The organism is Candidatus Thiodiazotropha endolucinida, assembly GCF_001715975.1.
GTDB classification, from domain to species: domain Bacteria; phylum Pseudomonadota; class Gammaproteobacteria; order Chromatiales; family Chromatiaceae; genus Thiodiazotropha; species Thiodiazotropha endolucinida.
The window spans coordinates 50,499-70,752 of the sequence record NZ_MARB01000013.1 but is presented as its reverse complement, the minus strand read 5'-3'; the positions used below and the strand labels follow the sequence as shown (position 1 = coordinate 70,752).

At 53.2% G+C, this 20,254-nt stretch carries 24 protein-coding genes; 17 read left to right on the top strand and 7 right to left on the bottom strand.

Going from position 1 to position 20,254, the window contains the following annotated elements; genetic code table 11:
- Positions 1–6: 6 nt before the first annotated feature.
- Genes eno through ispD form a run of 3 tightly spaced genes read left to right on the top strand, consistent with a single transcriptional unit; the run spans position 7 to position 2,301 of the window.
- Positions 7–1,290 (top strand): phosphopyruvate hydratase, encoded by a 1,284-nt coding sequence (gene eno / locus CODIS_RS12130; RefSeq protein WP_069125332.1) that lies wholly within the window; start codon positions 7–9, stop codon positions 1,288–1,290.
- Positions 1,291–1,313: 23 nt separating this feature from the next.
- Positions 1,314–1,607 (top strand): cell division protein FtsB, encoded by a 294-nt coding sequence (ftsB, locus tag CODIS_RS12125; protein WP_069125326.1) that lies wholly within the window; start codon positions 1,314–1,316, stop codon positions 1,605–1,607.
- Positions 1,600–2,301 (top strand): 2-C-methyl-D-erythritol 4-phosphate cytidylyltransferase, encoded by a 702-nt coding sequence (gene ispD / locus CODIS_RS12120; RefSeq protein WP_069125323.1) that lies wholly within the window; start codon positions 1,600–1,602, stop codon positions 2,299–2,301. Before ftsB ends, ispD begins: the two co-directional genes overlap by 8 nt.
- A 210-nt stretch (positions 2,302–2,511) precedes the next feature.
- Here the strand turns inward: ispD and CODIS_RS12115 are convergent, their stop codons facing one another.
- Positions 2,512–3,765 carry an HDOD domain-containing protein gene (locus CODIS_RS12115; RefSeq protein WP_069125320.1) on the bottom strand — a complete coding sequence of 418 codons (1,254 nt, stop codon included), beginning with the start codon at positions 3,763–3,765 and terminating at the stop codon, positions 2,512–2,514.
- A 123-nt stretch (positions 3,766–3,888) separates the two neighbouring features.
- On the opposite strand from CODIS_RS12115, the gene ispF reads away from it, so the two are divergent.
- The 3 genes from ispF (at position 3,889) to CODIS_RS12100 (ending at position 6,703) form a co-directional block, all read left to right on the top strand.
- The gene (gene ispF / locus CODIS_RS12110; RefSeq protein WP_069125317.1) at positions 3,889–4,374 is read left to right on the top strand and encodes a 2-C-methyl-D-erythritol 2,4-cyclodiphosphate synthase; all 486 of its coding nucleotides are present in this window, start codon (positions 3,889–3,891) and stop codon (positions 4,372–4,374) included.
- Positions 4,364–5,407, top strand: a complete 1,044-nt coding sequence (truD, locus tag CODIS_RS12105) for a tRNA pseudouridine(13) synthase TruD (protein ID WP_235615205.1) — start codon at positions 4,364–4,366, stop codon at positions 5,405–5,407. The genes ispF and truD overlap by 11 nt, the downstream gene beginning before the upstream one ends.
- Before the next feature lie 252 nt (positions 5,408–5,659).
- Positions 5,660–6,703 (top strand): Sfum_1244 family protein, encoded by a 1,044-nt coding sequence (locus CODIS_RS12100; protein ID WP_069125314.1) that lies wholly within the window; start codon positions 5,660–5,662, stop codon positions 6,701–6,703.
- Between the two features lie 16 nt (positions 6,704–6,719).
- Here CODIS_RS12100 and CODIS_RS12095 read toward each other — a convergent pair whose 3' ends face one another.
- Positions 6,720–7,049, bottom strand: coding sequence for a hypothetical protein (locus CODIS_RS12095; RefSeq protein WP_069125312.1), 330 nt, complete (start codon positions 7,047–7,049; stop codon positions 6,720–6,722).
- 74 nt (positions 7,050–7,123) lie between these two features.
- On the opposite strand from CODIS_RS12095, the gene CODIS_RS12090 reads away from it, so the two are divergent.
- Entirely contained in the window at positions 7,124–7,531 is a 408-nt protein-coding gene (locus CODIS_RS12090; protein WP_235615204.1) for a hypothetical protein, read from the top strand.
- Positions 7,532–7,541: 10 nt separating this feature from the next.
- On the top strand, positions 7,542–8,216 hold the full coding sequence (locus CODIS_RS12085; RefSeq protein WP_069125310.1) for a Fe2+-dependent dioxygenase: 675 nt from the start codon (positions 7,542–7,544) through the stop codon (positions 8,214–8,216).
- A gap of 32 nt (positions 8,217–8,248) precedes the next feature.
- Here CODIS_RS12085 and CODIS_RS12080 read toward each other — a convergent pair whose 3' ends face one another.
- From CODIS_RS12080 to CODIS_RS12060, 5 genes are all read right to left on the bottom strand, one after another.
- Complete coding sequence (locus CODIS_RS12080) at positions 8,249–8,833, bottom strand: sigma-70 family RNA polymerase sigma factor (RefSeq protein WP_069125308.1); 585 nt, start codon at positions 8,831–8,833, stop codon at positions 8,249–8,251.
- 543 nt (positions 8,834–9,376) lie between these two features.
- Positions 9,377–9,721, bottom strand: a complete 345-nt coding sequence (locus CODIS_RS12075; protein ID WP_069125306.1) for a TusE/DsrC/DsvC family sulfur relay protein — start codon at positions 9,719–9,721, stop codon at positions 9,377–9,379.
- A gap of 82 nt (positions 9,722–9,803) precedes the next feature.
- Positions 9,804–10,472 (bottom strand): type I-MYXAN CRISPR-associated protein Cas6/Cmx6, encoded by a 669-nt coding sequence (locus tag CODIS_RS12070; RefSeq protein ID WP_069125303.1) that lies wholly within the window; start codon positions 10,470–10,472, stop codon positions 9,804–9,806.
- Between the two features lie 4 nt (positions 10,473–10,476).
- On the bottom strand, positions 10,477–11,190 hold the full coding sequence (locus CODIS_RS12065) for a hypothetical protein (RefSeq protein ID WP_069125510.1): 714 nt from the start codon (positions 11,188–11,190) through the stop codon (positions 10,477–10,479).
- A 61-nt stretch (positions 11,191–11,251) separates the two neighbouring features.
- Complete coding sequence (locus CODIS_RS12060) at positions 11,252–11,407, bottom strand: sulfur relay protein DsrC (RefSeq protein ID WP_417903658.1); 156 nt, start codon at positions 11,405–11,407, stop codon at positions 11,252–11,254.
- 505 nt (positions 11,408–11,912) lie between these two features.
- On the opposite strand from CODIS_RS12060, the gene dsrA reads away from it, so the two are divergent.
- The 9 genes from dsrA (at position 11,913) to CODIS_RS12015 (ending at position 20,248) form a co-directional block, all read left to right on the top strand.
- Positions 11,913–13,154, top strand: coding sequence for a dissimilatory-type sulfite reductase subunit alpha (gene dsrA, locus CODIS_RS12055; RefSeq protein WP_069125504.1), 1,242 nt, complete (start codon positions 11,913–11,915; stop codon positions 13,152–13,154).
- 83 nt (positions 13,155–13,237) lie between these two features.
- Positions 13,238–14,308 (top strand): dissimilatory-type sulfite reductase subunit beta, encoded by a 1,071-nt coding sequence (dsrB, locus tag CODIS_RS12050; protein WP_069125298.1) that lies wholly within the window; start codon positions 13,238–13,240, stop codon positions 14,306–14,308.
- A 40-nt stretch (positions 14,309–14,348) separates the two neighbouring features.
- Complete coding sequence (gene tusD / locus CODIS_RS12045) at positions 14,349–14,741, top strand: sulfurtransferase complex subunit TusD (RefSeq protein ID WP_069125295.1); 393 nt, start codon at positions 14,349–14,351, stop codon at positions 14,739–14,741.
- A 15-nt stretch (positions 14,742–14,756) separates the two neighbouring features.
- Positions 14,757–15,167, top strand: coding sequence for a sulfurtransferase complex subunit TusC (gene tusC, locus CODIS_RS12040; protein ID WP_069125292.1), 411 nt, complete (start codon positions 14,757–14,759; stop codon positions 15,165–15,167).
- Positions 15,168–15,182: 15 nt separating this feature from the next.
- Positions 15,183–15,488, top strand: coding sequence for a sulfurtransferase complex subunit TusB (gene tusB / locus CODIS_RS12035; RefSeq protein ID WP_069125290.1), 306 nt, complete (start codon positions 15,183–15,185; stop codon positions 15,486–15,488).
- 44 nt (positions 15,489–15,532) lie between these two features.
- Complete coding sequence (locus tag CODIS_RS12030) at positions 15,533–15,865, top strand: TusE/DsrC/DsvC family sulfur relay protein (RefSeq protein WP_069125287.1); 333 nt, start codon at positions 15,533–15,535, stop codon at positions 15,863–15,865.
- A gap of 78 nt (positions 15,866–15,943) precedes the next feature.
- On the top strand, positions 15,944–16,666 hold the full coding sequence (locus tag CODIS_RS12025) for a respiratory nitrate reductase subunit gamma (RefSeq protein ID WP_069125284.1): 723 nt from the start codon (positions 15,944–15,946) through the stop codon (positions 16,664–16,666).
- Positions 16,667–16,684: 18 nt separating this feature from the next.
- Positions 16,685–18,223: a sulfate reduction electron transfer complex DsrMKJOP subunit DsrK gene (dsrK, locus tag CODIS_RS12020; protein WP_069125280.1), complete on the top strand. Its 1,539-nt coding sequence runs from the start codon at positions 16,685–16,687 to the stop codon at positions 18,221–18,223.
- Positions 18,224–18,301: 78 nt separating this feature from the next.
- Positions 18,302–20,248, top strand: coding sequence for an NAD(P)-binding protein (locus tag CODIS_RS12015; RefSeq protein ID WP_069125277.1), 1,947 nt, complete (start codon positions 18,302–18,304; stop codon positions 20,246–20,248).
- Positions 20,249–20,254: the final 6 nt, after the last annotated feature.

The following is a 20,254-nucleotide window of genomic DNA, read 5'->3' as shown; positions in this document are numbered from 1 at the left end:
GACAATATGTCTGAAATTGTTGATGTTCGTGGTCGAGAAGTCCTCGATTCACGGGGAAATCCGACCATCGAGGCCGACGTGATCACTGCGGACGGCGCCATTGGCCGTGCGTTGGTGCCATCGGGTGCCTCTACCGGCTCCCGTGAAGCCCTCGAACTGCGTGATGGCGACAAAGGGCGCTATCTGGGCAAAGGTGTTTTGCAGGCGGTATCCCATATCAACGGGGCCATCAAAGAGGCGCTGATGGGAATGGAAGTGACCGATCAGACGGCCATCGACCAGTGCATGCTCGATCTGGATGGTACAGAGAATAAATCCAAACTGGGCGCGAACGCGTTACTTGGGGTTTCCCTGGCGGCAGCGCATGGCGCGGCCCAGGAGCGAGCCCTGCCACTCTATCGCTCACTGGCGTCCGGCCCTTACAGGTTGCCTGTGCCGATGATGAATATCATCAATGGTGGTGCCCATGCGGATAACAGTGTCGATCTGCAGGAGTTTATGATACTGCCGGTGGGTGCCGACTCCATTCGCGAAGCGGTACGTTATGGCGCAGAGGTCTTTCATGCCCTGCAGAGCGTATTGAAAAAACGTGGCCTGGCTACCGCGGTAGGTGACGAGGGGGGTTTCGCTCCCAATCTGCCCTCAAATGAAGCTGCAATCGAGGTTATCCTGGAGGCCATAGACAATGTCGGATTCGGTGCCGGTAAGGATATCTATCTCGGCCTGGATGTGGCCAGTTCCGAGTTCTATGAAAATGGTCTCTACAACCTGGCATCTGAGGGTCGAAAGTTTACCGCGGCCGAGTTTGCCGACTATCTATCTGCTTGGGTCGATCAGTACCCGATCATCACTATAGAGGACGGTATGGATGAAGGCGACTGGGAAGGTTGGAAACTGTTGACCGAGAAGCTGGGTCAGCGGGTACAGCTGGTGGGTGACGATCTGTTTGTCACCAATACCAAGATTCTGCAGCGGGGTATCGATGAAAAAATCGCCAACTCCATTCTTATAAAGGTCAACCAGATTGGCACCTTGACCGAAACCCTGGCTGCGATTGATCTGGCGACAGCCGCAGGTTACAGCGCGGTGGTGTCACACCGCTCGGGTGAGACCGAGGATACGACTATTGCCGACCTGGTCGTGGCGACAGGCACCGGACAAATCAAGACCGGTTCGCTTTCCCGTTCGGATCGCGTAGCCAAGTACAATCAACTGATGCGTATCGAGGATCAGCTCGGTGAGGATGCGGTCTATGCAGGTAAGGATGCGTTTCCTGTCACTATCGGCTGATCAGTATTGACAAGGCCCAGCCCATGCGAGTCGTGGTTGCCATACTGGTCGGACTACTGCTTTTTCTGCAATACCGCCTGTGGGTGGGCGAGGGGAGCCTGGCTGAAGTCAATAACCTGAAACAGGAGATCAGCCAGCTGCAGAAGGAGCTGGTCGGGTTACGTGAACGAAACCGTGCCCTGCAGGCGGAAGTGGAGGATCTGCGCAGTGGTCAGACCGCCATTGAAGAACGTGCCCGCAGTGAACTGGGCATGATCAAAGAGGGAGAGACTTTCTACCAGGTGATAACTCCCGAAGAAGAGAAAGGGGATGAGTAGCAAGCCCTGCTGTTGGGTGGTAGTGCCGGCGGCGGGCGTGGGGCAACGCATGGGTGCTCAAATACCGAAACAGTACCTGAGCATAGCTGGGCGGCGGGTCATTGACCATACTCTGGAGAGGTTCCTGTGCCACCCCCAAATAGCAGGGATATACCTGGCGCTTTCTGCCCGTGACGGGCTGTGGGGGGAATGCGAATTTGCCGATGATGCGAGAATTTCCCGTGTCGAAGGTGGAGAGCAGCGCTGCCACTCAGTACTGAATGCCTTACGGGCGTTGAAGCATCAGGCTGCCGTGGAGGATTGGGTGTTGGTGCATGATGCGGCTCGTCCCTGCCTCTCTCGCAAAGATCTCGATCATTTAATCGACACCTTGATCAATCATCCTGTTGGCGGTCTGCTCGGGGTGCCGGTTCATGATACCCTGAAATCGGTCAATGCCGAGGGCAATGTGGAGGGGACAGTGTCCCGGGAAGGGCTTTGGCATGCCCTGACCCCACAGATGTTTCGAATCGGTATCCTCCACCAAGCGCTGGAAAGCGCCATCCATAAAGGCGCATTGGTGACCGATGACGCCAGCGCTGTCGAGCTGGCAGGTTTTCAGCCTAAGATGATTGAGGGCGATGCGGGCAATATCAAGATCACTCGCCCGGAAGACCTGCAGCTGGCCGCCGATTATCTTTCCCGTTCTGACTGATTTGATGACAAAGATGATTTAGCCGCGAATGAACGCCAATCACCGCAAATAAACGCTAATAAAAAAGTAAGGCAGTGACACTAATACCATGGCACTGATTATTCATTCGGCATAATTCGTCCTAGGGCCTGTTAACACTAATCAAGCCTAATCACCCTTTCGCGATCATTTGCGGTGATTGGCGTTCATTCGCGGCCTGCTTCTTCTATATCAGATCGCCAGCAGTTCCCGTAGCTCCCTAATCTGCTCTTTCGCATTGTCTATGATGCCGATAGAGTGCCTCGGGGTTAGCTTGCCCAGTGCCAGCTTATGAAATGCGGGTACCAGGTCGAGGCGGGGAAGGGTGTGTATCTTGGAAGTGCCGACATAGGCATGCAACTGGGCAACAACGACCAAATCAACGTAGTCGGGTTCATGGCTGATATCCTCCATCCAATCCTCCGCATGCAGGGCAGCCTGTACGAAGTAGTCTGGAAATTCCCATTTGCGTAGCACCATTGCTCCTACTTCAGCCTTCAAGTGATCGATGATCATATCGAGCTGTTTGGGATTCCCCTCTAATTCGGGTCTTCGTGTGGCTGCACCGAGGATGGCGAGTGCGCCGATATCGTGCAACAGGCCGCATAACAGGGCCTGATCATTTTCCAGACCGGGAGTGACTTGAGCCAGTTCGTGGCAGATGGGCGCCACGTAGCTGAGGTGCTTCCAGAGATCGACCATGCGCTTTTTCAAGGGCTTTGAGCGGCTGCTGAAAAGCTTACCCAGGGCGAAGCTGATCACCAGATTGTGGGTGACAGAGCGTCCCAGGCGGGTTACGGCATCGGGGAGATTGTCGATCGGTTGCTTGCCTCGGTATGCGGCGCTGTTAACCACATTGATAATCCGTGCGGCAACCGTGGGATCGGCCTGCACCACGCGGGCGATCTCTTCACTATCGGTATTGGCGTCGTTGATAACTTTGGCGATGCGCATCGTGATATCGGGCATGCTGGGCAGCTCAAGCGTACCGTTCTTGATTGTTTCGTAGAACTCCCAGTAGAGGGTATCTTCCGGGCCTTGCGCATCTTTCAGTTCCATGGTCTGGTTGGTACGGGTATTGGCCACCGGCGGAAGACGCTTGATTGCGTCATGCAGCTCCCTGGGTATACACAGCAGGTCCACTGCGCTAAGGCTGGTGATGTGATCCTTATTGGGTGACTTTTCCGCCAACGGTGAGAGGCTGCATGGTTGATCGGCCTGGCAGGCCAGCCGTCTTCCATCCTCTGAAACCACCTCGACCTGACCCTCCAACAGGTAATAGATCTGCTCTGTCCGTTCTCCCACGGTTGCAATTCCGACCCCGGCGTTTTGGTGCTCTACATGGGTTTCGCTCAAAACATAATCCAGCACCCGCTTGGGCAGATTTCTGAGGAGAGGCACTCTCTTGATACGGTTGCTTGTGACTGAGGTAACTCTTTGAATCATGTACTTGTCGCTCTGTAGAGGGTTCCTTAGATTGTACGGGCGGTATTTAACCTGAGCTTTACGTACAATGTCAGAAAATACTATCGACACTACACTATGACACTTTAAGGTGGGGTGACACGCATGCGTATAGGACAGGGTTATGATGCCCATCGATTTGAACCCGGTTCGCACCTTGTGCTCGGGGGTATAGAAGTGCCCCATGATCAGGGCTTGAAGGCCCATTCGGACGGGGATGTTCTGATTCATGCCCTGTGTGATGCCCTGCTGGGCGCGGCCGGACTTGGCGATATCGGCAGACACTTTCCCGATGACGATCCGTCCTATGCCGGGATCGATAGCCGGATACTGTTGCGGCGGGTGATGGAACAACTCCACAGCAAGGGTTTACAGGTGTCCAATGCGGATATGACTATTATCGCCCAACAGCCAAAACTGGCTCCCTATTTGGATGCCATGCGCGACTGTTTGGCCGGGGATCTGCAGCTTGAGGAGCAACGCATCAATATCAAGGCGACCACCACCGAAGGCATGGGATTTACCGGTCGCGGTGAAGGCATCGCCGCCCTGGCTACTGTGTTGTTGGAGGAGCCTAGGCTTGTCGACTGAACCTCCTTGGCAGCCCCTTGAAAAGATGCCGTGCGCAAGCGGTCCTACGCTTGGAAGTGGGGTGATACGCACTACCCCTGACGATTTTCAGGTAGACGAGATACTGGGCTTCGAACCTGACGGAGGGGGTGAGCACCTGCTGTTGCATGTCAAAAAGCGGCAGACCAATACTCACTGGTTGGCCGGGCAATTGGCCAGGCTGGCAGGCATCCCCGGTAATGACGTCAGTTATGCGGGCATGAAAGACCGGCATGCGGTGACGACCCAGTGGTTCTCCCTACGCATGGCGGGACGCCCCGAGCCGGAATGGGGGCAGCTGGAGAGTGATCTAGTAGAGATTCTGCAGGTGCATCGGCATCGCCGCAAGCTGCGCCGGGGGGCCCTGCGGGGAAATCGTTTTCAAATCCGCATTCGGGATCTCAGTGTCGACAAGAAGGAACTGGTACGTCGACTGACCCTGTTGCGGGAGCTAGGCATGCCTAACTACTTCGGTGAACAGCGTTTTGGCCATGATTACCAGAATCTTACTCTGGCTGAGCAGCTCTTTTCTCGAACCAGGCCGCAAATGAAGAGGCAGATGCGCGGATTGGTGATCTCAGCGGTGCGATCTCAACTTTTCAATCAGGTTCTGGCTGAACGCATTGAGCAGGGGTGCTGGAACATGCCGCTGCAGGGTGATTACTTCAAGCTTGATGGTAGTCGGGCAGGGTTTGCCGATGAACCGGAACAGAGCGCCGATCTTTCACGACGTTGTCAGTTGCAGGATATTCATCCAAGCGGGCCTATGTGGGGGCGTGGCCGTCCTTTGGTCAGCGGTCAGGCCGCTGAACTTGAGGCGAAGGTACTATTGGACTTCGAGGCATGGCGTCATGGTCTCGAATTCGTAGGCCTGGAACAGGAACGAAGACCACTGCGGATACGTTTGCATGATCTCGCATGGCAGTTTGGCGGAGATGGGTGCCTGGAATTGAGTTTTTTTCTGCCTGCAGGGAGCTTCGCTACGGTATTGTTGCGTGAACTGGTCGACTATTGATCGGATCTGTTGCCGGCCGTTTTGGGTGAATCGAAACAACCTGTTTTTCTTCGCATTTTACCCGCTCATTGAATACCCTGAAGAATAGGGGTGGTAAAAGGCCTCTGTCGGGATAGGATTGCTATTGAGAGTCAGAATCTTCAGAATCAATGACAGCCATATACCCGACTCTATTGCACATAGGTGAGGATGCAGGAATATGAGATTCACCAATAGTGTTTGTCCTCAATATCTTTACCGCAAGGCACACCAGTGAAGGGCTCGTTAAGCCAATTCTGTTGTGCCGTTCAACGGAATTGTCATATCTCGGATGCGCGTCATGGCGCCGACTATGGTCTCTGTACCTACCTGTTGAAAATGCGCGAATACTACCGCTGGGAGAATGGACTCGACTACGGAGCATCGTTGACCAACGAATCGGTAGGCGAGTGGCTGACAAGGCGGGAGCAGCTTTGGGATTCCCTCAGCGATGACGATTTCACACCACTGCCGTTTGCAGGCCGGTTATTCGATCCCTTTGATGTGGATCGGATCAATGAACTGCTCGATCCCTTTGGTCTGGTCTATAGCGCGGGCTATGGTTCCAGGAACAAGCCCCTCTTTTTCCTCGGTCATCTGGAACGCAGGGAAGAGCCCGGTGGTGCCTCTGTATGGGTCGCCGGGCGTGAACTGGCACGTGATCTGATGGCCCCTGCGGCAATGTGTCAAGGCAATCGAATCTTCATCCGTCAAGAGTCGTTCCGGCGCCTGCTATGGGAGAAGCTGGAAAACTGGCGTTGGCACCGCCCGGACAATGCCATGGGCCGGGCATTTGCCTATTACGATTTTGAGGATGATCTTGAGCATGCCCTCGATCAGATGGTGGAACAGGAGTTGGATGTGGTTCTACTGCATGAGCAGGGTGAGTATCATGCGGGGAAACTGCTGGGCGAGGAATGGAATCAGCTACTGACGGCGCTTGGGCGTTCACCGGCTGAATTGATGGCGCGTGCGGTACGTGATCATTGGGCAGACTGTCAGATTACGCTGCCTCGCCTGATCGAGCGGGAAGATCGCGCCTCGGTCCATTTCTTTGTCGGTGGGCTTAGCGGTATGCGCAAAACCCTCTTTCCCAGTCTCATCACCGCCTACGAGAGATGGCATGCAGAGGGTGATTGGCAGCCCCTGAAAGTGTCCATACAGGAGGGCAGGGAACACTGGTCGGCATTGGCTGGCGAAGTGCTGAAGATTCACCGTGAGCAGCCGGATCAGGCCCGGGTCGATATCAAGTCTTTGCTGGAGGGCAACAAGCTGTAATTGAGCGGCAGCCTGTTTATGACGTCTGGGTGTTGAAGCTAGTCTCTTCCGGAACACCGGTATTGTCGATGACAACCTGTTTGACATTTGGCATTCGGGACAGGATATAGCCGCCCATCATCAATGCGAGTTGTTCATTATCGCTTTCCAGGGCGGTCAGCAACTTACCGGCGACCAGTTGGCAGCGTTGAATTGGATTAGGGTTTTTTACCCATCTTTGGCCAATTTGCCAACCCCTGTCCATGTCTTTATCCATGTTGTCGAAGGAGGTGCGCATGGCTTCAAGATAACCATCGGGGATCTTCAGGTCCATTGACCAGTCATCGATAATCAGATTAAGTTGCATGACCCTGTAAAAATAAAAAAACTACTTGGTGATTCCGTTGAGAAGCCTCTGCCTCGATCAGGGCTTCAGTAGCTATGATCAGGCTCCAGAGAGGTAAAATCAAGCATATGGATGATCGGGAATTACTTGCATTGGTCGAGCTTGGAGGATATCCAAACTTGGTGCCTCTCTATCAACGCTATGGCTATCGAGTGGAGATGGTGAATTCGGTTCGCAAGGCGCAGGCATGGCTGAAGCGGCACAGACCCAGCGTTGTTGTGGCGGAGTTTTATGCCGATCCTCAATTTCGCGATCGACTCAGTAATCTAGAATCCCTGCTCGCCACGCTTCAGCGTTATCAGGCGAATGCGAAGGTGATCGTGTTGTTGGATAAAAAGCACCTGGATAATTTAGAGAAAGTGAAACAACGCTATCCTGTGCATGCTGTTTTAACCTTCCCCCTCAATGAGTCAGGCATGCAGGCCGTGTTGGAGAATCTGTAAGGAGAAGCGGATGCTGGTGGAAATCGATGATCTTTTACAGCAGGCGCAGTTGGACAAGATCGATCAAATATTGGCGCAGGCGGAATTCGTCGATGGTAAGTTGACTGCAGGTAAAGCGGCACAGCGGGTGAAAAACAACCAGGAGTTGAAGGGTGAGCCAAGGCAGATGGAGCTGCTGATCCGAATACTCACCAGTGCCATGGCGAATAATGAGACCTTTCGTTCTGCGGTCCTGCCATACCGCATGGCAGATCCGATTTTCGCCCGCTACCAACCGGGCATGACCTATGGCGACCATGTGGATGACCCGTTGATGGGGCTCAGCGGACAACGCTTTCGCAGCGACGTCTCAATGACAATCTTCCTGCGCGAACCCGAGACCTATGAGGGTGGGGAGTTGGTGGTGCGCACCACATTTGGAGAGAAACGGGTAAAGTTACCTGCGGGCAGTGCGGTGATCTATCCCTCATCGAGTCTGCACCATGTCGCTGAGGTGACCAAGGGAGAACGCTTGGTGGCGCTGGCTTGGATTCAAAGTTACGTGCGGGATCCGGCGCAACGCGAGCTGTTGTATGAACTGGATCAAGCCAGGGAGCATCTGTTGGCAACGGCGTCGGACACAGAGAGCACCGGTTTGGTGGACAAGTCCTATGCAAATCTGTTGCGGATGTGGGGGGATGAGTAGTTGCAGCCAGAGTGTGGTGTTCACACCCGAAGTCATGTTTCCAGGCACCCCCTCAGTTGTTCCAGGCCTCTGCGAATCTGTGTCTTGACAGTACCTATCGGTGTATTGGTCCGGCTGGCAAGTTCACTGTGTGTGAGGCCTCTGAAATAGGCCAGACTGATCATCTGTCGCTGGTTTTCATTCAGTTGATCCAAGCAGGCCATAAGTTGGGTTTTCTCTTTGCTATGTGAACAAAATTCCAACGGTAGAGGCTGTGTGTCTATCTGTTCTATGAAGCTATAGCCATCAGACTCCATCACCTCTCGCTGACATCGCCGTAGATGATCAAGCGCCTGGTTACGAGCAATTGTCGTCATCCAGGTCATCGGTGCCGCCAGGTGGGTCCGATAACTTTCCGCGTTGTTCCAGATCTTGATATAAGTATCCTGCAGGCACTCTTGCGCAGTCGCCTCTCTGTTCAGGATATGCAGTACAACACCGTACAGTTTTGGCGACGTGAGTTGATATAGACGGGCGAACGCACTCCGATCATTCAGCGCACAAGCAGCTAGAAGTTCTTTTAGTTCTTGATTTCTCTGATTATTATATTTTGGATGCTTTTCGTTTACGCTTGACATGACCCACTCCAAGGGACTGTTCCAAATAGTTATATTGAGCGTAAAGCGTAGATGTCTAGCTATCGTCACAGATATATAACAATTTATGAATGCACAGTCAGAACGGAGAGGGCGGCGGTTGCCTGTAATCCCAACCGAAAGATCTGTCTCAATAATAGATACTGATCACCCTTGAGATACGATCTGTCCCTACACCATATCGAGTGATACAGATATCTCAGAATTGTTTAGAAGGCCTGTCTACGTAGAAATCGAGTGGAGGTGACGATCTCGAACTGTGGGTTTATCCAAACATCGAAGTGCATGGAATGATAATCGTTAACCGGGTGCATCTGCAGTGAGTGTTGTTGTTTTATGCGGATGGGCTGGTAAAGCTCAGATTCATGCTGCATCGTATGGTTGAGGATGAGCAACTATAAGAGGACCCAATGGCGTATATGGGGAATATATCAGAATGACACGACCGTACCCTGCAGAATCCACCCAGGGTACGGCTGCCTTGTTTGGAAAGTAACGACGTCAGTCGTTTCGCATCATATTCAATCAGTAACCACCCTTGCGCTTGGTCTCGGGCAGACCGGCGATTTTGCTTGCCTGTTTCGCCGGTCCCTTGGGGAAGTGAATGTAGAGGGATTTTGCATCCACTTTGCCCTCGTCGGTCCACACACCCTTGAAGTGTTTGACCATATTGCGCTCGTTGGGCTGGTTGCCATTGTTATTGAAATATTCGTCGCGCAGAAAGTTGATGATTTCCCAAGCCTTTTCGCTCAGATTGATGCCTTCGCTCTCAGCGATGGCCTTGGCCACATCCTCGCTCCATTCAGTGTGATCGACCAGGTAGCCGTTGGCGTCGGCCTCAATGGTTTTACCGTTTACTTCATAAGACATTGATCTCTCCTTACAAACAGATACAACGGCGGGGTCATTTCCCCGTCTATTTTGGAATTTATTCGGTTATAGGCGCGGTATCTTATACAGTCTTGTGTGGTACAAACAAGCCAAAGCCGCGAATTCGATGAGGGCCGATACCGTACTCCTGTAATGTGACCGCATCGTCCAGGGATAATCCGGCGACCATCAGGCTACGGGTAAGGAGTGGTGCCTGTGGGGTGGTGAACAGGGTGCCTTTACCGCACAGTACCTTTTTAAAACGCAGGTTGAGAGACTGCAATGACTCGACCGCAGACTGAACAAACTCATCCTCGCTCTGACCGGTCTCACAGGCCAGGTAACGGCAGTAGAGCGTTGTGGTCATAGCGAGAAACCGGGTGTGCGACTTGCCGATCTCCATTGCAAATCCATCGATGTCCAGGGTTTTACCACTGAGTTTGGTGGCTTCGTCGAGTCTCTCTTTTGGCAGTCTCAGGATCAGAGGTGTGCGACGAGAGAGATAGAGGGTTTCGCCACCATCGCTGGGCCTTACCCAGCCATTGCCTGAGTCGGCGCCGTAAATCAGGTGGAGACCGGCTTGCGGCTCCAGGGGAAACCAGGGCAGTTCTCTATGTATCTCATCGGAGAGGGACCAGGCATGGTCGACGGGCAGAGAGGGGCATTTGATCCTGAATATCAGATCGACCACATTATCCGGTACCACAAACTGCTCTTCATCCTGTTCTTCCTGCCAGAAGGTCGCGTTCATTTAATCAAACCTCGTCGGCTGGGATTTTCGCCCGCAGGGCATCCCTGTCGAACCACCAGTCTCCATCAATGATGACTTCGAGTACCTTGGCCAACCTGGGTAGAAACTTGCCCGGATCGTTCAATTCCATGCGCTCGACCCAGAAATCGAAGATCTCCTGCTCTTCCACTTGACTGTGGCGCCTGGCGACCTGGCCAAGCAACTGGTTGGTGAAGAACTTGAGATCCTCACGCTCCTGTCCCTCGGCACGGATATCGACCACGTAACAGGCGGTCACCGCAGCCACTGCCGCACCGTCTGATTTGTCGGGGGTCTCATCGATGAGATGTTGCAGCATGGCCACGCTTAGCTCGGGGTCAATGGGGAATGTCACACCTAGCCAGATTCCGTGGGCCAGCGCCTTGATCGACTTCGTCTGCTCCGACTGGTAGAGGATGTCGCAGGCTTCAACGGCCCTTAGCCACAACTCCTCGTCGAGTGCTTGATCCAGTACAGCTTTACCGATCTGCCCGGCCTCCTGTCGCCTGTCCAGGTCGAGAAGGATATAGGCGGATTCGAGCTGTAGTTCAAGACGCTTGTCATTGGGGACATCATCAGACAGGGCAGACAGCTCTTCACGCTTCTCATCGAGTTTGAGCTGCAGCAGCTTGCTTGATTTTATCGCATCTTCCGAACTCTCGTTGTCACCGATAAAGGCTTCAGATTCCAGGTACTTCACAATAATCTTCTCAGTTGTTGCCGGGGCCTGTTGACTGACCCTGAATGTCTCTGTCACGACCTCAGGTGAAAGTCGCTTCCAGGCGGTCTTCCCAATTGTCGGGGGTGTCGGAAAAAGGGGGTTTGACATCGATACGAAAAAACATCTCAGTCTTCGACCGTTCCTTCACCACCTCCAGCAGTCTATCGAAGCTGTCGACCTCTGGGTGTTGCATCATTAATTCACTCAAATACAGCATTTTTGACTTTGTCCCTGCGGTCTGGCGATTGCCGTAGCAAAACGCAGTAAAATACTCAGGTATTGATATTGAACATCATGCGGGATGCTCGATCAAGGCTCTTCTGACCAAGTTTATCGGTAAAACCTACCCTTATGAAAGTAAGGGAGTGTTTTGAATATTAGAAATGAATTAAAGACTTTAACATATTGTTATTACTTTGTATTTTGTGCCATATTTGACCCCTTTTTACCCCAAAATTCATGAAAATATATCCCAAATGGGATAGTCATAAATATCTCTTTCCCTCCCATCGGAAGGATATTGGTCTGCATTAGACATCCCTAAAATTTCGCACCAGTAGAAACAGGCCTGTTGCCTGTAGCGCGGTTTTGGATTGCAGGTTTGTAGCCGTTTTTCTATGCCAAGGTGTTTGGCGCAGCTTGAACATCAGGCGAAGATTCAGCAAAAAGACCTGAACAAACGACCATTGGGAGAAAGAGTGATGGCAAAACAGATGCATGATACCCCCATGCTTGACCAGCTGGAGAGCGGCCCCTGGCCCTCGTTTGTCACCGGCCTCAAGCGTCTCGCCAACGATAACGACATGATGGTTGACCTGCTGGGTCAGCTCGAGACCTCATACGAGACACGCAAGGGTTACTGGAAAGGCGGTACCGTTGGCGTGATCGGTTATGGTGGCGGTATCATCCCCCGCTTTACCGAACTCAAGGGTGACGACGGAAAAGCATTGTTCCCTGCGGCAGCCGAGTTCCACACTCTTCGCGTCATGCCACCTCCAGGCATGCACTATGACACCAACACCATCCGCAAATTCTGTGACATCTGGGAGAAGTACGGATCCGGTCTGATCGCATTCCATGGCCAGTCCGGTGATATCATGTTCCAGGGTTGCACCACCGACAACGTTCAGCCCGCATTTGACGAGATTAACGAGATGGGCTTCGATCTTGGTGGTGCCGGTCCGGCTGTACGTACCGGTATGTCCTGTGTCGGTGCCGCTCGCTGTGAGAATTCATGTTTCGATGAAGGCCGTACCATGCGTATGCTGGTCAACAACGCCCTCGATGACATGCATCGTCCCGCGCTGCCCTACAAGTTTAAATACAAGGTTTCAGGTTGTCCCAACGACTGCATGAACTCCGTGCAGCGCGCCGACCTGGCTACCATTGGTACCTGGCGTGACGATATGAAGGTCGACCAGGACGAGGTCAAGAACTTCGTCGCTGATAAAGGCCGCAAGTATGTTATCGACAATGTCATCACCCGTTGCCCGACCAAGGCCCTGTCCCTGAATGACGACGATACCCTGGCGGTCGACAATCCTTCCTGTGTCCGTTGCATGCACTGCATCAACGTGATGAACAAGGCACTCTCTCCCGGTGACGATAAGGGTATTACCCTGCTCTGTGGCGGTAAGCGAACCCTTAAGATCGGCGATCTGATGGGTACCGTGATCGTGCCTTTCCACAAGCTGGAGACCGATGAGGATTTCGAGTGGTTGGAAGAGTTGGCGACAGAGATCCTCGACTTCTTCGCCGAAAACGCCCTCGAGCACGAGCGTACCGGTGAGATGATCGAGCGTATCGGCTTGGTCAACTTTCTGGAAGGTGTCGGCCTCGAGATCGACCCCAACATGATCGAGCGTCCGCGTATGAATCCTTACTTCCGTAGCGACGACTGGGATGAGGAAGCGGCCAAGTGGGCTGAGAGAAAGGCCCAGTAACACCGATCTAGCTATAAGGGGCAACGGGTTCGCTCGATTGCCCCTTAAAACGAATCAATTACCCTATTTTTTTGGAGGTAGGTATGTCGGAAGTTCGTATGCCGATTGAGAGTGGCGTCCCGGAGATGGAGCCCTACTTACACCCCGTGCTGAAGAATAATTACGGCCAGTGGGCTTATCATGAGCGTCCACGCCCCGGTGTGTTGCATCACGTCGCCAAGAGCGGTGACAGCATCTGGACCGTACGTGCCGGCACCCAGCGTCAGATGGATGTCTACACCATCCGCAAGCTGATGGACATCGCCGACGAGTTTGCCGAAGGCTATGTCCGCTTCACCATTCGCTCCAACATCGAGTATATGGTCAGCGAGGAGTCCAAGGTTCAGCCTCTGATCGATAAGCTGGAGTCTGAGGGCTTCCCGATCGGTGGTACTGGTCCTTCGGTCTCTATGATCTCGCACACCCAGGGCTGGCTGCATTGTGATATCCCCGGTACTGACGCCTCTGGTGCGGTTAAGGCTCTGATGGACGATCTCTACGATGAGTTCACCAAGGAAGAGATGCCTAACCGTGTGCGCATTACCACCTCCTGCTGCCAGATCAACTGTGGTGGCCAGGGTGATATCGCCATCAATATCCAGCACACCAAGCCGCCGAAGATTGACCATACCCAGGTCGCCAACGTTTGTGAGCGTCCTTCGGTCGTGGCCCGCTGCCCGGTAGCGGCCATCCGTCCCGCCATGGTCAACGGTAAGCCCTCCCTGGAAGTGGACGAGAAGAAGTGCATCTGCTGCGGTGCCTGCTTTCCGCCCTGTCCTCCCATGCAGATCAACGATCCGGAGCATTCCAAGTTTGCGATCTGGGTAGGCGGCAAGAACTCCAATGCCCGCTCCAAGCCGACCTTCCACAAGCTGGTGGCTGCCGGTGTGCCGAACAATCCGCCGCGCTGGCCCGAAGTTTCCACCGTGGTCAAGCAGATCCTCAGCGCCTACAAGGAAGACGCCAAGGATTGGGAGCGTATCGGTGAGTGGGCTGAGCGTATCGGTTGGCCGAAATTCTTCGAGAAGACCGGTCTGCCTTTCACCAAATATCACATCGATAATTGGCGTGGCAGCCGTAACAACCTGAATGCCTCTGCGCATATCCGCTTCTAATTCAGGAAATTCGTTTGGGCAATAACAGGAAGGTCTACTGATGAAATTCGCGATTCAGGTAAATGAGGGTCCTTATCAGCACCAAGCCACGGACTCTGCGTACCAGTTCACCAAAGCTGCACTGGAAGCCGGACATGAGATTATGCGTGTCTTCTTCTATCACGACGGCGTCAACAACGGCACCAATCTGACAACACCTCCGCAAGATGATCGGAACATTGTCAAGCGTTGGTCCGAGCTGGGTAAACAACACGATCTCGACCTGGTGGTTTGCGTGGCCGCCGCCCAGCGGCGGGGTATCGTCGACGAGGGTGAGATGCAGCGCAACGGTAAGGATGCGCAGAACATTGCTGAAGGTTTTCGCATCTCCGGTCTCGGTCAGTTGGTCGAGGCGGGCATCCAGTCGGAACGACTGGTGGTATTCGGTGATTGAGTATAGGGGTTGACGATGTCTGAAGATATTAAAAAGTTCATGTACCTCAACCGTCGGGCCCCCTACGGCACCATCTATGCCTGGGAGTCACTTGAGGTTGTATTGATCGGCGCTGCGTTTGATCAGGATGTCAGCCTGGCTTTTCTGGATGACGGGGTCTATCAGCTGGTCAAAGGACAGGATACGGCTGGAGTGGATATGAAGAACTTCTCACCCACCTACCAGGCGCTTGGTGATTACGATGTCACCAAACTGTATGTAGAGAAGGAGTCATTGGAGGAGCGAGGATTGACCTTGGATGACCTGATGCCTCTAACCTACGAGGATGAAGATGATGATTGGGCGGAAAAGGACTCTATCCGTGTGGTCAGTCGCGCTGAAATGACGGACATCATGGAAGAACAAGATGTCATGTTCAGCTTCTAAGTCGGAGACGAGCGAATGAGTACCCTACATACTGTTAACAAATCACCTTTTGAAAAGTCTTCAATGGATAGCTGTCTGGCCTACGCCAAAACAGGCAGTTCGGTCCTTATGTACGAAGACGGCATTTATGGTGCGATCAAAGGTACTGACTGCACACAGAAGATTGCTGCCAAAGATGGTGTGAATTTCTATGTACTGGGCCCGGACCTTAAGGCTCGCGGTGTAAGCGAAGACAAGGTCGCTGACGGCATCGAAATTGTGGACTACGCCAGGTTTGTCAGTCTCGCCGCAGAGAATGACAAGGTACAGGCCTGGGTCTGATTGTATTAACTGAATAACTTTCAACTCTATCTGGGAGAGAAAATATGGCTATCGAAGCTAACGGCAAAACCTTCGAAACTGATGAAGAGGGTTACCTGACCAATCTGGCCGATTGGGAGCCCGCTGTTGCCGAGGCAATGGCTGCGGAAGATGACCTGCCACTGACCGACGAGCATTGGGAGATCATCAACTTCCTGCGTGAGTACTATGAAGAATATCAGATTGCTCCTGCGGTTCGTGTACTGACCAAGGCTGTAGGTAAGAAGCTGGGTAAGGATAAAGGTAACTCAAAATATCTTTATGCCCTGTTTCCATATGGCCCAGGCAAGCAGGCTTGCCGTTTTGCCGGTCTGCCTAAACCGACTGGCTGTATCTAAAGGCACGTGCTTGCGATGGAGGTGCTTATTGTCCCTCCATCGCAAATCACTTGATCATTTTTTGAGGAACGCAGGATTATGTCATTTGCCTACGCGTTGCTGTTTATCGTAGCGACCTTAGTTCTTGTCCTTGGACTGGCCAGGAAAATTGTCCAGTACGCCAGAACGCCTGCTCCATTAAAGATTCCGACCACACCGGCGCCTGTCAATCAGACTGGTGTGGTTCTACGGATGTTTCGCGAAGTCGTTTTTTTTGAGAGTTTGTTCAAGAGCACCAAGTGGACCTGGGTCTTTTCCTGGATGTTTCACATGGGGCTGTTTCTGGTTCTCGCGCGGCATGTCCGTTATTTTATCGACCCTGTGTGGCTGCCGATACAATTGATTCAACCCTTTGGTAAATATGCGGCCTTTGCCATGATTGCAGGGCTTGCCGGACTGCTGATCCGGAGAATATTCGTCGATCGCGTCCGCTACATCTCCTCTCCATCCGATTTTCTATGGCTGCTGCTGCTGATTTTTATCGGCCTGAGCGGTGCGACAATGACATTCCTGATCCATACTGATGTGGTTGCCGTCAAGCAGTTCTTTACCGGTTTCTGGACATTCAGCGGCGGCGATCTTCCCATGGACCCGGTTCTGCTTGTTCATCTGACCCTGGTGGCGGTACTGATGCTGCTTCTGCCGTTCAGTAAATTGCTGCACATACCGGGTGTCTTTTTCAGCCCAACCCGTAATCAGGTGGACAATCCGCGTGAAAAACGCCATCTGGTTGATTGGGCAAGAAAGCTCGAAGAATCCTAAGGCCTATGAGGTTTACAAATGGCTGGAGCTGAGTTTGAAACACCGGAACTGACAGAATTCATTGAGGTTCCGAAACTGGTTGACGGTACCATGGAGCATATCACCTGCTTCGTGGCCAAGCCCGAACATCAGGAGGCTTTGGGCTTTCCTGGTGAAAAGGTGGAGAACTGGAAGGAGGTCGCCATCGACAAGATGGGCGATCTGTTAAGCCGCTATCGTTCATTCCAGGTGTTCATGGATGCCTGTGTGAAGTGCGGTTCCTGTACCGACAAATGCCACTACTATCTCGGTACGCAAGATCCGAAAAATATGCCGGTGGGCAGGCAGGATCTGTTGCGTAAGGTCTATCGCCGCTATTTCACCTTCGCCGGCAAGTACTTTCCCAAACTGGTCGGTGCGGTGGATCTCACCGAAGTGGTGATCGACGACTGGTACAGCTATTTCCATCAGTGCTCCCAGTGCCGTCGCTGTTCGGTCTTCTGTCCCTATGGCATCGATACCGCGGAGATCTCGATGGCGGCCAGGGAGATACTCGACTCCATCGGCATCGGACAAAAATACTGCAACGAGATCATCGGCAAGGTCCACAAGATCGGTAACAACCTGGGACTGCCAGGGCCTGCCATTGAAGACACCCTTGAGGGTCTGGAAGAGGACGTCTGGGAGGAGACCGATGTAGCGGTCAAATATCCGCTGGACGTAAAAGGCGCTGAAATCCTACTCGTGACACCTTCTGCTGACTTTTTCGCTGAGCCCCATGTGGACGGTTTGATCGGTTACGGCAAGGTCTTTCACGAAGCGGGCGTCAGCTGGACGCTCAGCACCAAGGCCTCCGAGGCAGGCAACTTCGGTATGTTTATCGGTAGCTACGAGAACATGCGTCGCGTCTCCCTGCGCATACGCGAGGCGGCGTTGGAGTTGGGAGTGAAACGCATTGTCTTCGGAGAATGCGGACACGCCTGGCGTATCGCCTACAGCTTTTTGAATACCTTGGCAGGACCGTTCGATTTTCTCAACCCCGACTATCCGGTGCCGCAGCACATCTGCGAGTTCACCCTGAATGAGATAGAGCAGGGCACCCTGGAGTTCGACAAGTCTGAGAACGACGATATGTCGATCACCTTTCACGACTCCTGCAACGTGGCCCGCGCATCGCGCATGGGCGACAAGCCGGGCGGTCAGTTCGAGATACCCCGCAAGGTGATCAAGGCGGTTGTCAACAACTATCACGACATGGAGTGGGACACCATCCATGAGCGTACCTTCTGCTGCGGCGGTGGCGGCGGTCTGCTGACCGACGACCTGATGGAGGTCCGGGTGAAGGGCGCCAAGCCACGAATGACCGCATTCAAGAATGTCATGGGCGAAAAGGGCGTTACTCACCTTGCGGCAATCTGTGCCATATGCAAGAGCCAGTTCAGCAAGGTGTTCCCTTATTACGGCATGGATATGTTTCAGATCGTCAGTGTTCATCAATTGGTGAGCAATGCAATTGTGATGAACAGAAAGACGCCACCCGAGGAAGCTCCCGGCTACGGCGAAGACGATGATGAATAAAACACGATAACTAGCGCAAACTACGATTCCTACCCCGGGTAGGGCACGACCAGGACAAGTTCCAAGAGGAGACTGAAAATGGCAACTCCTAGCGAAGAGATGAAAAAACAGATTACTTGGCGCCGTTTTGAAGACGGTGAAAACGAGTGGGATGACTGGGGTGATAAAATCTTCCTTGAAGACACCTCCTATAAGTGCCCTACCTATATCAATCGCACGCCACCTTGCCAGGGCGGCTGCCCCTCCGGCCACGATATCCGTGGTTGGCTGGCAATCGTGCGTGAACAGGAAAAGCCTTCCGAAGGCATGGAGTGGGAACAGTATGCATTCGAACGTGCTGTAGAGGCCAATCCCTTTCCTTCCATGATGGGCAGAGTATGTCCGGCGCCTTGTCAGGATGGCTGTAACCGTAACGAAGTCGAGGACTTCGTAGGTATCAACGCTGTTGAACAATACATCGGTGATACCGCTATCGAGAAGGGTTTCAAATTCACTCCGGGAGCTGATACCGGTAAGAAGGTGGCTGTTATCGGTGGTGGTCCCGCCGGTATGGCGGCTGCTTTTCAACTGCGTAAGATGGGGCATGCTGTGACCGTTTTCGAGAAGGATCCCGAGCTTGGCGGTATGATGCGCTACGGTATTCCAAACTATCGTATCCCACGCGACAAACTGCAGGCGGAAATCCAACGAATCGTCGATATGGGCGTTGAGATCCGGGCCGGTGTCAAGGTCGGCTCCGATGTTCCTGTAGCCGATATCGAAAAAGAGCACGATGCAGTTCTCTGGGCGCTTGGGTGCCAGAATGGCCGCGACCTGCCGGTGGATGGTTGGGTCGGTACCCCCAATTGCGTGTCCGGTGTGGCTTTCCTCAAGGCCTTCAATGAAGGCCGCATGAAAGTAACCGCCGACAAAGTGGTCTGTATCGGTGGTGGTGACACCTCTATCGACGTAATCTCTGTGGCCAGACGCCTGGGTACGAACAGTACAGCCGGTAATCCTGAAGATGTCGTGCTCGATACCAGCATGAATCAGGACGATGCGCTGGCCGAAGGGGCAGCGCCTGCCGACGCGACACTGACATCCCTGTTCACCAAAGACAAGATGTTTGCTGCACAGCACGAGATACACGATGCGCTGCACGAGGGTTGTGAAATTTTGGACGGTGTGATGCCGTTGGAAGTGATTGTCGGTGATGATGGCCGCGCCACAGGACTCAAGGTGTGTGACTGCACCATGGATGGCATGACTCCGATTCCTACCGAGGGTACGGAGCGCACATTGGAGGCCGATCTCATCGTTTCAGCGATTGGTCAGAGCGCCGATATGGAAGGTCTTGAAGAGATGGCCAACGACAAAAACCTGATGGATGCGGACAAGTTTTATCAGGTACCAGGCAGGGAAGGTCACTTCGTGGCCGGCGATATCATTCGTCCTCACCTGTTGACCACCGCCATCGGTCAGGCCTCTATCGCCTGCGAGAGTATCGATGCCTATTTGACCAAGAAAGAGCTTGCCAAGCGTCCGAAGGTCGATGTGCACCACTTCGACCTCCTGGACAAGCTGAAAGAAGCCCACCTGGAACCCGAGGCCTTTGATAGCAGCGAAGGCGACATGCGCGGTACCAGCGATGCCAAGTATGCAGTGCATAATTATGAAGACCGTTCTCACCAGGAAGTGATTCCAGCAAATGATCTGTTCCTCGGGCACTTCTCTTTCACACCGCGCCTACTGCGTTCCGAAGATGTGCCCACAGCAGATGAAGTACTGCATCATTTCAAGGAGCGTATGAACAGTCTGAATCAGGAGCAGGCACAGGAAGAAGCCAAACGTTGCATGAGCTGCGGCATGTGCTTCGAGTGCGACAACTGCATCGTGTTCTGCCCGCAAGACGCGGTCTTCCGGGTCAAGAAAGCGGAATCGACCACGGGTCGATATGTTGATACCGATTACAACAAGTGTATCGGTTGCCATGTTTGCACCGACGTCTGTCCCACAGGATATATCCAGATGGGGTTAGGTGAATAGGAGCTG

Bases quoted from the DNA above. Each gene is read 5' to 3' on its own strand.
- eno (WP_069125332.1), top strand. From the start codon at position 7: ATGTCTGAAATTGTTGATGTTCGTGGTCGAGAAGTCCTCGATTCACGG.
- ftsB (WP_069125326.1), top strand. From the start codon at position 1,314: ATGCGAGTCGTGGTTGCCATACTGGTCGGACTACTGCTTTTTCTGCAA.
- ispD (WP_069125323.1), top strand. From the start codon at position 1,600: ATGAGTAGCAAGCCCTGCTGTTGGGTGGTAGTGCCGGCGGCGGGCGTG.
- CODIS_RS12115 (WP_069125320.1), bottom strand. From the start codon at position 3,765: ATGATTCAAAGAGTTACCTCAGTCACAAGCAACCGTATCAAGAGAGTG.
- ispF (WP_069125317.1), top strand. From the start codon at position 3,889: ATGCGTATAGGACAGGGTTATGATGCCCATCGATTTGAACCCGGTTCG.
- CODIS_RS12095 (WP_069125312.1), bottom strand. From the start codon at position 7,049: ATGCAACTTAATCTGATTATCGATGACTGGTCAATGGACCTGAAGATC.
- CODIS_RS12090 (WP_235615204.1), top strand. From the start codon at position 7,124: ATGATCAGGCTCCAGAGAGGTAAAATCAAGCATATGGATGATCGGGAA.
- CODIS_RS12085 (WP_069125310.1), top strand. From the start codon at position 7,542: ATGCTGGTGGAAATCGATGATCTTTTACAGCAGGCGCAGTTGGACAAG.
- CODIS_RS12080 (WP_069125308.1), bottom strand. From the start codon at position 8,833: ATGTCAAGCGTAAACGAAAAGCATCCAAAATATAATAATCAGAGAAAT.
- CODIS_RS12075 (WP_069125306.1), bottom strand. From the start codon at position 9,721: ATGTCTTATGAAGTAAACGGTAAAACCATTGAGGCCGACGCCAACGGC.
- CODIS_RS12070 (WP_069125303.1), bottom strand. From the start codon at position 10,472: ATGAACGCGACCTTCTGGCAGGAAGAACAGGATGAAGAGCAGTTTGTG.
- CODIS_RS12060 (WP_417903658.1), bottom strand. From the start codon at position 11,407: ATGATGCAACACCCAGAGGTCGACAGCTTCGATAGACTGCTGGAGGTG.
- dsrA (WP_069125504.1), top strand. From the start codon at position 11,913: ATGGCAAAACAGATGCATGATACCCCCATGCTTGACCAGCTGGAGAGC.
- dsrB (WP_069125298.1), top strand. From the start codon at position 13,238: ATGTCGGAAGTTCGTATGCCGATTGAGAGTGGCGTCCCGGAGATGGAG.
- tusD (WP_069125295.1), top strand. From the start codon at position 14,349: ATGAAATTCGCGATTCAGGTAAATGAGGGTCCTTATCAGCACCAAGCC.
- tusC (WP_069125292.1), top strand. From the start codon at position 14,757: ATGTCTGAAGATATTAAAAAGTTCATGTACCTCAACCGTCGGGCCCCC.
- tusB (WP_069125290.1), top strand. From the start codon at position 15,183: ATGAGTACCCTACATACTGTTAACAAATCACCTTTTGAAAAGTCTTCA.
- CODIS_RS12030 (WP_069125287.1), top strand. From the start codon at position 15,533: ATGGCTATCGAAGCTAACGGCAAAACCTTCGAAACTGATGAAGAGGGT.
- CODIS_RS12025 (WP_069125284.1), top strand. From the start codon at position 15,944: ATGTCATTTGCCTACGCGTTGCTGTTTATCGTAGCGACCTTAGTTCTT.
- dsrK (WP_069125280.1), top strand. From the start codon at position 16,685: ATGGCTGGAGCTGAGTTTGAAACACCGGAACTGACAGAATTCATTGAG.
- CODIS_RS12015 (WP_069125277.1), top strand. From the start codon at position 18,302: ATGGCAACTCCTAGCGAAGAGATGAAAAAACAGATTACTTGGCGCCGT.